Source organism: Brevibacterium aurantiacum (assembly GCF_007558825.1).
Taxonomy (GTDB): Bacteria; Actinomycetota; Actinomycetes; order Actinomycetales; family Brevibacteriaceae; genus Brevibacterium; species Brevibacterium aurantiacum_A.
In genome coordinates this window covers 285,486-297,035 of the sequence record NZ_VLTK01000006.1, presented here as the reverse complement: position 1 = coordinate 297,035, position 11,550 = coordinate 285,486, and the positions used below count along the sequence as shown (strand labels likewise).

The following is an 11,550-nucleotide window of genomic DNA, read 5'->3' as shown; positions in this document are numbered from 1 at the left end:
CGACCAGGCGTGTGAAGGCGAGGTGGGCCAGGGCGGCGGCCTGGTCCCCAAGCAGCCCGTCGTCGAAGACGACCCTGGGCGAGTGGTTCGTCTCCGCGTTCGGGTCCACACCCTCTGGAGTGGCTCCGAGGAACACGAAAGTACCCGGCACATTCTGCAGCACATAGGAGAAGTCCTCGGATCCCATCCGCGGGGCAGCCATCTCCTGAACATGGTCAGAACCGAAGACCTCGCCGAGGCGGTCGATGGCCAACTGAGTTTCGGCAGGGTTGTTCACGGTCACGGGGAAGCCGATCCGGAAGTCCACCTCGGCGGTGCACCGGTGTGCCCGGGCAATGTTCTCAGCGATCTCAGGCACACGCTCCTGCAGCAGCGCGATCGAATCGGCTGAGAGGTAGCGGACCGAGGCGGTGAGCTTCGCGGTGTCGGGGATGATGTTGCTGGCCTGCGAGCCTTCCAGCTGGGTCACGGACACGACGACGGGGTCGAAGATGTCGAACGACCGCGACACCATCGTGTTGAGGGCGAGCGCGATCTCGGCCACCGCAGGCACGGGGTCGCGAGTGGCCTGGGGTTGGGAGCTGTGGCCTCCTGCGCCGTGGACCTTCAGATTGAGATCGGCGAACCCCGCCATAAGCGGTCCGCCCTTGGTGGTGAACCGTCCGCGCACATCAGCCTCGACGTGAATTCCGTAAGCCGCGACAAGTGGCACGTCCGCCGCCTCGAGCACGCCCTCGGCGATCATCGGCTCGGCGCCTCCTTCGACCTCCTCGGCGGGTTGGAACATGAATACGATGGACCCGGGCAGCTCGTCTCGGTGCGCGGCAAGCAGACGAGCAGCGCCGACAAGACCGGCGGTATGCAGGTCATGGCCGCAGGCGTGCATGTTGCCGTTCGTTGAGGCGTAGTCGAGTCCGGTGACCTCGACCACCGGCAGGGCATCCATGTCCCCACGCAGCAGAACTGCAGGCCCGGGACGTCCGCCCTTGAGCACCGCCACGATCGAGGTCAGAGACTCCCCTGTGCTGATATCGAGGCCCAGATCTGCAATCTCGTCGAGGACGGTCTTCTGGGTGAACGGCAGCTGGTACCCAAGCTCGGGATTCGCGTGCAGGGTACGACGCAGTCTCACAAGATCGCCTAGCAGGTCCTGGGCCTCGGTGCGGAAATCAGGAATGGATGAGGATAGTGATGCGGACATGGACGCGGTTCTCCTTCGGGCCAAATGAGCTGTGAATCCGACTCTACTGAGATTCCGACCTGACCGCGCTGAATTAAGCTGCGACGAATCGGGTGGAGTCCGCAAGGACGCCATCGACCCGGTCCCCGAGCGCGTCGAGGCCGGAGGTGAAGGCGGTCGTCCCAACTATGGATCTCGGGTCGCGTCGTGCGTACCGTGGACGGTGACGCCACCACTCGACGAGGAGCCCACCGTGCGCATCATCATCACTCAGAACACGACTCTTGACGGTCGAATCGAAATGCTCGACGACTGGTTCGACCCGCAGGCCCAAGATGAAGAGCTGTCCGCCGAGCTCATGCGTCAGTCGGCCAACGAGGACGTCCTGCTGCTGGGTCGGCAGACATTCGAGGACTTCCGCGGCTACTGGCCGCTGCAGACCGATGACACCACAGGGGTCGCCGAGCACCTCAATCAGGTCGACAAGCGGGTGGTGTCGACGAAACTGGCAGACCCGGACTGGCAGAACTCAACCGTCATCGGCGAGGATCCGCTCAAGGCTGTCGCCGCCCTGCGCGAGGAGCCAGGTCGCGACGTCATCCTCACCGGAAGCATCACCCTGGCGCATTCACTGATTGGCGCCGGCCTCGTCGACGAGTACCGGATGTTCACCTATCCGGTGTGGCAGGGGCGAGGCCGCGGCTTCTTCCCCGAAGACGCCCGGCCCCGACTGCAGCTGCTTAACTCGAAGTCATTCGTCTGCGGCGTCGTCTATTCGGCCTACAGGCCACAGCAGTGAAGCGACTCACGCCGTCCCGAACATGACCTTCCGCCCGTCAGGGTCTTCGACCGTGACGACGACATCATCGACCTCGATGAGTGGCGCACCAACGCTCTGCACGTGATCAAGGAACCCCTCCAGATCGGGTATCCGGAAATAGAGGTGGGTGAGATTGGAGGAGGAGTTGGGTGGATAGCTGTAGTCGGCGAAGGACTTCGCGTCATGAAGAGCAATCTGGAGACCGCCGATATCCGACATCCAATAGGTGTACTCGTCGCTGCTGACGGCCTCCAAGGGCACCCCGGCAACGTCCCTGTAGAAGTCAGCAGTCACCTCGGCGTCGTCGCAGGTCAGGAACACTGCGCGAAATTTCGATTGCATCTGTGGACACCTCCGTCCGCAGCCCGGCCGCCGCTGGGGCCTACCGCACATCCGGTTCATCCCGAGTCTATCTGCAGTCACTGACTCGACATAGGGGAAGCACGGGCAAGATCTGAAGCGCTCAGCACCACCATGGGCACCTTCATGCCCAACCGCCACAATCCGGCTTGCCAAGCGACATTCATACTCCACACATACTTCGGTGAATCGCGACTGTTAGCCTGACAGGCTGATCCCGATTTCAGGAGTGAATGTGCAGAAGAGCAAGTGGCTGCTGGGCCTCGCCTTGTCCGTATCCGTGGTGTCCTTCGCCGCTTGCGGTTCAGCCGAGGACAAACCAGCGGACGAGCAGACCTCCGCCGCGGCTGAGCAGAAGCAGGGGCAAGACCAAGCCCAGGGCCAGGGCAAGAGCCAAGAAGGCAAGCCGAACACTGATGGCATCCCCAAGGTCGTCGCCGAGGTCAACGGCAAGAAGATCACAAAGGATGACTTCGTCCCCCTTTACGAAACTCAGTACCAGCAGATGCAGATGCAGTCTCAGCAGTCGGGCCAGCAGGTCGATGAGAAGCAGCTCAAGACCCAGACGGCTGAGAACCTGGTGAGCACCGAGCTGCTCAGCCAGGAAGCCGAGAAGCGCGACATCAAGATCTCCGACAAGGACATCGACAAGGCTCTCGGAGAGTCCGCCAAGTCCAGCCAGATGAGCAAGAAGGACTTCCTCGCCGCCATGAAGAAGCAGGGCATGGACGAGAAGAAGGTGCACTCCGAGCTGAAGACCCAGCTGTCGATCGAAGACCTCATCAAGGACGAATACGGCGAGTTCAAGGTCAGTGGCGAAGAGATCGGCCAGGCCTACCAGCAGGCGAAGACGCAGCAGGAGCAGATGGCACAGCAGGGCGGCCAGCAGGCTCAGGAAGTCCCACCTCTTGAGGAGATGCGTCCCCAGCTCGAGAAGCAGGTGAAGAGCCAGAAGTCGACCGAGGCGACTCAGAAGTATGCCAAGAAGCTTCGCAAACAGGGCGAGGTCACGATCAACCTCTGACCGGACCTCCACAGGCACGGACCAACGAGCCCACTGCCAGAGACTCGGGCCGGAGAGTCCCGAGTCTCATTCTTGGGGAATTCCTGAGTGTTCCTCGCCAAATCCTTGCGTGCGCTCTAACCTGTAGGAGAACAGAAACGTGTCGTCCTGACACGCTCGCCCTCACAGCACGTGCGACCGATGACAGTCGCACGCAGAGCACACCAATCTAAGGATCCCTCCATGGCTTCCGTCCTCACGCGATCAGCGATCGTCGCGCCGAAGAACTTCAACCGGTGGCTGATCCCGCCGGCCGCGCTTGCCATCCACCTGTGCATCGGACAGGTCTACGCGTTCAGCGTGTTCAAGATCCCCTTCATGACGCACTTCGACGCCGGTGAAGTCTCAATCGGCTGGATCTTCTCGCTCGCGATCCTCATGCTCGGCATCTCCTCGGCCATCTTCGGTCCCTGGGTGGAGAAGAACGGCCCGCGCGCATCAATGGTCGCTGCGGGCACCTGTTGGGTGATCGGCTTCTTCATCGCATCGCTGGGAATCATGACCGGTCAGCTCTGGCTCGTCTACCTCGGCTACGGCGTCATCGGCGGCATCGGTTTGGGCATCGGCTACATCTCCCCGGTCTCGACTCTGATGAAATGGTTCCCGGACCGCCCCGGCCTGGCCACCGGCCTGGCCATCATGGGCTTCGGCGGCGGCGCACTCATCGCCAGCCCGATGTCGAACCAGCTGATGAGCCTCTACGGAGGCGGTCCGGAACCGGAGAATCTCGTTGCCGGGCTGACTCCGACCTTCGTCACCCTCGGAATCGTCTACGCCGTGGTCATCGCCGCCGGGGCCTTCGTCATCCGCGTGCCCCACCCCGAGTGGACGCCCAAGAACTTCGACCCCGCCAAAGCGACGACCAAACCCATGCAGACAACGGGCAATGTCTCGGTGCGCAATGCGATCCGCACACCGCAGTTCTGGCTGCTGTGGGTGGTCCTCTTCCTCAACGTCACTGCCGGCATCGGCATCCTCGAAAACGCCGCTCCGATGATTCAGTCCTACTTCGGCATCACGGCCGCAGCCGCCGCCGGTTTCGTGGGGCTGCTGTCGATCGGCAACATGGGCGGCCGCTTCATCTGGTCGACGACCTCGGACTACCTGGGGCGGAAGAACAACTACATGATGTACCTCGGCGTCGGACTGCTGCTCTACCTGGTCGTGGCACTCTTCGGAGGCAACTCCATCGTCCTGTTCATTCTTGCGACGCTGGTCATCATCTCGTTCTACGGCGGCGGATTCTCGACCATTCCCGCCTACCTCAAGGATCTCTTCGGCGTCTATCAGGTCGGGGCCATCCACGGCGCCCTGCTCACCGCATGGTCAGCGGCGGGCGTAGCGGGTCCCCTCATCGTCAACTCCGTCGTCGAGGCAGGAGAGAAGGCCGGAAAGACAGGCCCCGAGCTCTACACTCCGGGCATGTACATCATGGTCGGCGCACTCGCCATCGGCTTCATCGCCAACATCCTCGTCCGCCCCGTCAAGGAGAAATTCTTCGAACGGGAAGAGGACGTCAAGGCCAAGCAGGCCGCCGCCCTCGAAGTCGACAACTGAAAGCAGGGAAGGACATCTCATGAGCAACTCCACTCCAACAGCACACGTCCCGCCCGAGGGCTCACCTCAGTCCCCTGTCGGCGGTGCCTATAAGGCGGTCGGTTCGACCTTGACCGTTGTCGTGGTCGGAGGCCTCGTCTGGGGCCTGACCCTGACCGTGGTCAAGGCCGTCGCGATCTTCACCGGCTGAGCGAGAGCCCCTCGCTGCGAATCTCGCCGGGGCGACCGCTGAATGTGAGGGACGGTGCACCTTCCGGACACCCGGCGTCTGCCAAGGAAACATAGGGAGAATTCTCACTTGCGCACCTTGAGTACTGACAAGTAACCTTACTACTGTGGGGACTGCACTACGAACGCAGACGCGGGTTATCGAGACCCGTGCCCGTCGAAAGGTCACTTATGTCCCTCAAAGCCTCACTGCTCGTCTCAGCCGGAATCGTCCTCGCCGGAGGCCTGTCCGTCGGTGCAGCCGCTGACGCCTCGGCCGCCCCGGTCGAGACCGCACCCTCCTCCTCGGTATCCGTCGACGCCTCGATCGATGCCGACGTCAAGGTCAACCTCGATGGTTCCGTCGATGTCGTCGTCAAGACCGGCACCCCAGGGGAGACCGTTGAACTCCTGGCTGACGGCGCTGTCGTCGGCAGCGCCACCGCAGATGCCGACGGCGAAGCACACATCCATCTCGACGCCTCCGATCTGCTGGATGACCTGCTTTCAGGTCTGCTCGACCTCAAGGTCAGCGTCGATGGAGAGATCATCGGATCGCTCGATCTCCCCTGATTCCACTTCTCTCGAAGTTGAGAACCGCTCGTCTCTATCCAGAGGCGGGCGGTTCGCTCTTTGCCGCGGAATGCGGCGCGGCAGCGCTCGTCGTCGAGGTCGCGGCTCAACCGGATGTGATCGCACTCGGGCGCGACACGTAGGATCGTTCCATGCCGAACGATGAGAACTCCGCACCGCAACCGAGCTCTCACGGCGAATCTCGAGTGCCGTGGGGCTCGGTCCTGCGCAATGTGGCATTGGCGCTGGCTGTGCTCGCCGGATTGTGGCTGGTGTTCAACGTGCACCTGCCCTCTCTTGACGGAATCCAGAAGCAGATTGCCGATGCCGGTTTCTGGGGCTTCGGCATCTTCATCATTCTCTATGCGCTCGTTGCGGCAACGCCGATCCCGGTGACCATCATGGCCGTAGCCGGCGGTCTCGCCTTCGGCCTCATCTTCGGCACGATCCTGTCGATGATCGGAGTTCTTGCCGGCTGCGTCGGCGGCTATTGGATCGCACGCGGACTTGGTCGCGACACCGTGATGAAGTTGTTGGGCAATCACGCAGAGGCGATCGAGTCACGGCTGACCAACGGCGGGTTCTATGCGGTGTGCATCCTTCGCCTCATGCCTGGGTTTCCATACTGGCCGGTGAACTACGGCAGCGGGGCACTGGGGATCAGAAGCCGCACGTTCCTCATCGCCACCGTGATCTCGGCCCTGCCGGGTCAGCTGTCCCTTGTCGCGGTCGGTGCCTTCATCGGACAGCCCGGCATCATCAACGGCATCGCCGTCGGCATCTCGTGGGCCCTGGTCGTCGTGCTGACGATCCTCACCTTTCGCCGGTGGAAATCAGAGCAGAAGCATCCGGCGACGACAAAGTGCGAAGACGGACCCGAGATCGAAGGTCAGAAGACTGAGGCCAAGTGGCGGCCCGAACCGGAGAGCGAGCCTGAGGCGAAGCCCGAGACCTGATCAGAACCGGATAGCCGAGGCTTCAGATCAGGCGAGGCGAAGGCCGGTGGCGCACGTCGCACCGTCTTCCCCGGTCGAGAAATCAACAGATCCGGACTTCCCCTCATGGGTGATGTCGATGGTTCCTTCGATGTCGCTTGGGACCCAGAAGCCGGCGAAGCCCTTGTCGAACGTGGTCACCCGATCGTCGACGACAAGTTCGCCGCAGGCGCCGTCTGAGTCTGAATCACATTGACAACTATACCCCCTCTAGGTATAGCGTCGATACCGGGCGCCTTCGTGCAGCCCGCGATCGGACCGCCGTTGCCAGGGATACTCCGGGAGAGAAAATGAAGACATCCACCCCATTGACGACCATCGCTACGGTCGCAGCCGCATCAGCGTTGCTGCTGTCGGGATGCGCCAGCCCGGAAGGCGACGAAGCTGCACAGCACGAACAGCATGAGAAACAGTCCGAGTCGGCATCGGATGCCGACCACGGCGAAAGCCATGAACACGCCGCAGACGGCGGCCAGCCGCCCAAGGGCATCGAAAAGGCATCCGATCCCACATACGCCGTCGGTGATGAGGTCACTCTCACCGCTGACCATATGCCGGGGATGAAAGGGGCGAAGGCGACGATCTCGGGTGCGTTCGAGACCACCACGTATTCGGTCAGCTACTCGCCCACCGATGGCAGCGACCCGGTCAAGAACCACAGATGGGTCGTCCACGAAGAACTCAAGAACCCCGGCGAGACTCCCCTCAAGGACGGGGCGAAGGCGACTCTCAACGCAGACCACATGCCCGGAATGAAGGGCGCCGAAGCAACGATCGAGGGTTCGACTGAGGACACCGTCTACATGGTCGATATCGACATGGATGACATGACGATGACGAACCATAAATGGGTCACCGAGGACGAAGTCCAGCCAGTCAAGTGATCTCAGCGTCGGGGACCGAGGTCCTACGGCGGCTCAGTCGAACTGCGGCGCGCGGCGTTCTTGAAATGCCTTGAACCCTTCGGCATAGTCCGGGGTCTGACGCGCGGTCTCCTGGAGGTTGGCCTCTTCCGCAAGCACCTGCGCCAGGGGTGGGCGGTCGTCGGCGAGTTTCTGCACGAAGCCCTTCTCCATCGCGAACGCGTCGGCTGGGCCGGTCACGATCTTGGCCAGCTTCGACTCGACGAACTCGGAGAGCTCATCGGCTGGGACCGCACGGGACACGATGCCCGCAGCGGCCGCCTCGGCGCCGGTCATGAAGTCACCGGTGATGATGAGGTCCATCGTCCGGTGATAGCCCACCCGATCGAGGAACACGTGGTGGGCGCCCGAGTCGAGCATGGCGCCGATCGCGGCGAACGGCGAGCCGAACTTCGCATCATCGGCGGCGATGATGATGTCAGCGGCCGCTGCAACTCCGAAGCCCAGGCCGAGGGCGGCGCCCTGGACCTGCGAGATCACAGGGATCGGCAGTGCCCGGATGGCCTGGAAGACAGGAGTGAAGACCTCGGCGAGGAATGCATGCGCGTCATCGGTCTCGACGTCGACGGCCGAGATGTCACGGCCGGAGCTGAAGACCTTGCCCTCTCCCCTGATCAGGAGCACACGAACGCTCGGGATCGCCTCGGCGACCTTGGACACTGCCGCCGCGAGGTCGCGGAGGTTGTCAGCGTCAAGGGCGTTGCGGGAATCGGGGCCATCTAGGACGATCTCTGCGATGTTTCCCCGGTTGGACAGTTGGATCTCGGTCACGTGTGCTCCCTTGCAGCTGACGGTGTTGCAGATGACAGTGTAACAAGCAGGCTTGTTACCTGTTGTGTCACCAAGTATAGAAGCCCTGACCGGACTTCCGACCCAGTTGACCTGCTGCGACCTTGTCTTTGAGCAGCTGTGGCGGTGCAAACCTAGGCCCCAGCTCTGCCTCCAGATGCTCGGCGATGCCTAAGCGGACCTCGAGGCCCACGATGTCCGTGGTCTTCAGCGGTCCCGCCGGGTGGCGGTAGCCCAGGGTCATCGCGTTGTCGATGTCCGCAGGATTCGCGACTCCTTCCTCGACCATCCGCATCGCCTCGAGGGCCAGGGCCACGCCGAGGCGGCTGGAGGCGAATCCCGGTGAGTCCTTGACCGTGATCGCCGTCTTCCCCAGACCCGCAACCCAGGACTTCGCGACCTCAACGAGCGCTGGCTGCGTATGGGTGCCGACGACGACCTCGACGAGGTCGCTGACGGGGACAGGGTTGAAGAAGTGGAGTCCGATGAGGGCGTGTGGCCGCGGCAGTGCGGCGGCGAGCTCATCGATCGACAGGGCCGAGGTGTTCGTGGCGATGCTCGCGGCCGGCGCGTACTTCGCGATGGCCGCCAGGATCTCCTGCTTGAGTTCGACGATCTCCGGGACGGCTTCGACGACGAGAAGAGCCTGGTCGAGCAGGGTGGGATCGCGTACGACCTCGACGCTGCCCTTGACGTCGAGGCCCTTGGACTTCGACTTCTCGATCGAGGCGTCCACGCGCTCCTGGGCCGCGGCCACGGTCTCATCGGTGTTCTCGATGATGATGACGCGTGCACCGGGGCTGGCGAAGGCGTGGGCAATGCCTGCACCCATCCGACCGCCGCCGTAGACGCCGACGGTCTCTGGGACCAGCGGGCCGCTGCTTGAGTCCGTTGTCGAGTTCGGGGTGTGAACTGCGTCAGGTTCGTGCGCGGCCTGCTCGCTCATTCTGTGTCGCCCTTCTGTTCGGTTCGCGGCACGGGCTGTTCGTCGATGGCTTCCGTCGCCACCGCTCCGGCCTTCTTCCGCTTCTTGGCCTCTCGTTTCGCGAGGAACGCATCCATCCGCGCGTACTTCTCCTCGGTCTCGAACAGCACTGCCTGGGCCACGTTATCGATGAGCGGATGGGCCTCACGGGGTGCGTGGAATGCGGATTTGCTCAGTCTCACGGCCAATGGAGCAAAGCTCACGATCCGGTCGGCAAGTGCCTCACCGGCGAGTTCGAGGTCCTCGGGGTCGACGACGTCATTGAGCAGTCCGATCGACTTCGCCTCATCGGCCTGGAGGGTGCGACCGGCCAAGAGAATCTCCTTGGCTCGTGGTTCTCCCACGAGCTCGCGCAATCGCCAGGCGGCTCCGGCCGAGGCGATGATTCCGAGTCCGGGCTCGGGGTTGCCGATCTTGGTCGTGGGAGTGCCGATGCGGAAGTCGCACGCGAAGGCGAGTTCCGCCCCGCCGCCCAGAGCGTACCCCTCAACGAGAGCGATGACGGGCATCGGCAGTTCCTGGATGCGAGAGAACACCTTCGAGTTGATGCCGGCCAGGGCCTCCTCACGGCCACGATTGCGCATCTGCGCGATGTCTGCGCCGGCGGCGAAGACTCCGTCGGAACCAGTGATGATCGCGACCTTCGGCGTGGCCTCGAGTTCGGCGCACACCGAGTGGAGGGCTTCGACCATGTCGAGGTCGATGGCATTGCGCACCTTGGGCCGATTGAGCCGGATGATCGTCCGATCCTCGAGGCGCTCGATGAGCAGCGGGGAGTTCGACCCTGCGCTCTCGGCACCGCTCCCTGCGCTCTCAGCGCTGCCGCCCGCGCTCATGCCCGCTCCAGCAGCAGTGCAGAGCCCTGGCCGACGCCGACGCACATCGTCGCCAGTCCGCGCTTGGCGTCGGCCTGTTCGAGGCGGTTGAGCAGGGTCAGGGTGATGCGTGCGCCCGAGCAGCCCAGTGGGTGCCCCAGTGCGATCGCTCCGCCGAAGGCGTTCACGGTCTCCGGGTCCAGGCCCAGGTCGCCGATGCAGGCCAGGGACTGTGAGGCGAAGGCCTCGTTGAGTTCCACGGCCTCGAGGTCGCCGACGCTCCAGCCGACACGGTCGAGGACCTTGCGAGTGGCCGGAACGGGCCCGATGCCCATGATCTCCGGGGAGACGCCGGCACTGGCACCCGTGACGACTCGCGCTCTGGGGCTCAGACCGTGCTTCTCGGCGTAGCGTTCACTGACGAGAATCGTGACAGCGGCGCCGTCGTTGAGGGAGGAGGAGTTGCCCGCGGTGATGACGCCGCCGGGTCCATGGATCGCGCGCAGTTTGGCGAGCTTCTCCACGGTGGTGTCTGCCCGGGGTCCCTCATCGGCGCTAATGTCGCCGATGGGCAGGATTTCGGGATCGAACTTGCCGGCCTCCTGTGCCGTGAGTGCCTTCTGGTGAGAGGCGTAGGCGAATTCGTCGAGGGCTTCGCGGCTCAGCTTCCACTGTTCGGCCACACGCTCGGCGGTCTGGGGCATCGACAGGGTCGTGTCCTCGCCGAAGGCGGGGTTGGTGAAGCGCCAGCCGATCGAAGTGTCCCAGGACTTGCCGGGTTTGGCCCAGGGACGTGAGGGCTTCTCGGTCACCCAGGGTGCGCGGGTCATCGATTCGACTCCGCCGGCCACCACCACATCGGCGTCACCGGCGGCGATCATCTGCCGTGCCGTCGTGATTGCAGTCAGCCCCGAGGCACACAGACGGTTGACGGTGAAGCCGGGAACGGACTCGGGCAGACCGGCCAGCAGCACGGCCATGCGTGCGACGTTGCGGTTGTCCTCACCGGCCTGGTTGGCCGAGCCGAGGATCACCTCGTCGATGTCGGACGGGTCGATTCCCGAACGGTCCACGACGGCCTTGAGCGTGGTTGCGACCAGATCGTCGGGTCGCTGATCAGCGAGGACTCCGCCGTAGCGGCCGATGGGTGTGCGCAGTCCGTCCAGGATGAATGCCTCGGGCATGGGTCTCCTCAAGTGTGATGTGTGGTGCAGCGTCGCTGGCCCTCAAGCCTAGCGACCGAAAGCGCCGGACGCTGGGAAGTCTCGGCGCTCGCGCAACTT

Annotated in this window: 14 protein-coding genes; 7 read left to right on the top strand and 7 right to left on the bottom strand. The window is 63.5% G+C overall.

From position 1 onward, the window contains the following. Positions 1-1,201, bottom strand: a 1,201-nt coding sequence (locus tag FO013_RS12675) for a M20 metallopeptidase family protein (RefSeq protein WP_143922892.1), incomplete at its 3' end; no start/stop codon positions are given. Between the two features lie 31 nt (positions 1,202-1,232). On the opposite strand from FO013_RS12675, the gene FO013_RS12670 reads away from it, so the two are divergent. Then, the gene (locus FO013_RS12670) at positions 1,233-1,979 is read left to right on the top strand and encodes a dihydrofolate reductase family protein (protein WP_260848129.1); all 747 of its coding nucleotides are present in this window, start codon (positions 1,233-1,235) and stop codon (positions 1,977-1,979) included. Positions 1,980-1,985: 6 nt separating this feature from the next. Here the strand turns inward: FO013_RS12670 and FO013_RS12665 are convergent, their stop codons facing one another. After that, the gene (locus FO013_RS12665) at positions 1,986-2,342 is read right to left on the bottom strand and encodes a VOC family protein (protein WP_143922890.1); all 357 of its coding nucleotides are present in this window, start codon (positions 2,340-2,342) and stop codon (positions 1,986-1,988) included. Positions 2,343-2,595: 253 nt separating this feature from the next. Here FO013_RS12665 and FO013_RS12660 point away from each other — a divergent pair, with 253 nt between their 5' ends. From FO013_RS12660 to FO013_RS12640, 5 genes are all read left to right on the top strand, one after another. Next, entirely contained in the window at positions 2,596-3,384 is a 789-nt protein-coding gene (locus tag FO013_RS12660; RefSeq protein ID WP_260848128.1) for a SurA N-terminal domain-containing protein, read from the top strand. Between the two features lie 222 nt (positions 3,385-3,606). Then, a complete protein-coding gene (locus FO013_RS12650; protein ID WP_143922889.1) occupies positions 3,607-4,980 on the top strand; it encodes an L-lactate MFS transporter in 1,374 nt (457 codons plus the stop codon). 19 nt (positions 4,981-4,999) lie between these two features. Further along, positions 5,000-5,170, top strand: a complete 171-nt coding sequence (locus tag FO013_RS22385; RefSeq protein WP_186293089.1) for a hypothetical protein — start codon at positions 5,000-5,002, stop codon at positions 5,168-5,170. Between the two features lie 209 nt (positions 5,171-5,379). Further along, positions 5,380-5,760 (top strand): hypothetical protein, encoded by a 381-nt coding sequence (locus FO013_RS12645; RefSeq protein WP_143922887.1) that lies wholly within the window; start codon positions 5,380-5,382, stop codon positions 5,758-5,760. Between the two features lie 152 nt (positions 5,761-5,912). Continuing rightward, positions 5,913-6,716 carry a TVP38/TMEM64 family protein gene (locus tag FO013_RS12640; RefSeq protein WP_143922886.1) on the top strand — a complete coding sequence of 268 codons (804 nt, stop codon included), beginning with the start codon at positions 5,913-5,915 and terminating at the stop codon, positions 6,714-6,716. Between the two features lie 27 nt (positions 6,717-6,743). On the opposite strand, the gene FO013_RS23255 is transcribed toward FO013_RS12640, so the two are convergent. Next, positions 6,744-6,896 carry a hypothetical protein gene (locus tag FO013_RS23255; RefSeq protein ID WP_186293088.1) on the bottom strand — a complete coding sequence of 51 codons (153 nt, stop codon included), beginning with the start codon at positions 6,894-6,896 and terminating at the stop codon, positions 6,744-6,746. Between the two features lie 149 nt (positions 6,897-7,045). Between FO013_RS23255 and FO013_RS12630 the strand changes: the two genes are divergently transcribed. Beyond that, on the top strand, positions 7,046-7,639 hold the full coding sequence (locus FO013_RS12630; protein WP_143922884.1) for a YdhK family protein: 594 nt from the start codon (positions 7,046-7,048) through the stop codon (positions 7,637-7,639). Positions 7,640-7,672: 33 nt separating this feature from the next. Here FO013_RS12630 and FO013_RS12625 read toward each other — a convergent pair whose 3' ends face one another. The 4 genes from FO013_RS12625 to FO013_RS12610 form a co-directional block, all read right to left on the bottom strand. Continuing rightward, positions 7,673-8,449 carry an enoyl-CoA hydratase/isomerase family protein gene (locus tag FO013_RS12625; RefSeq protein ID WP_143922883.1) on the bottom strand — a complete coding sequence of 259 codons (777 nt, stop codon included), beginning with the start codon at positions 8,447-8,449 and terminating at the stop codon, positions 7,673-7,675. Positions 8,450-8,516: 67 nt separating this feature from the next. Further along, positions 8,517-9,413: a 3-hydroxyacyl-CoA dehydrogenase family protein gene (locus tag FO013_RS12620; RefSeq protein ID WP_143922882.1), complete on the bottom strand. Its 897-nt coding sequence runs from the start codon at positions 9,411-9,413 to the stop codon at positions 8,517-8,519. Further along, positions 9,410-10,288, bottom strand: a complete 879-nt coding sequence (locus FO013_RS12615) for an enoyl-CoA hydratase/isomerase family protein (RefSeq protein ID WP_143922880.1) — start codon at positions 10,286-10,288, stop codon at positions 9,410-9,412. Before FO013_RS12615 ends, FO013_RS12620 begins: the two co-directional genes overlap by 4 nt. Then, positions 10,285-11,451, bottom strand: coding sequence for a thiolase family protein (locus tag FO013_RS12610; RefSeq protein WP_143922879.1), 1,167 nt, complete (start codon positions 11,449-11,451; stop codon positions 10,285-10,287). The genes FO013_RS12615 and FO013_RS12610 overlap by 4 nt, the downstream gene beginning before the upstream one ends. Positions 11,452-11,550 lie beyond the last annotated feature (99 nt).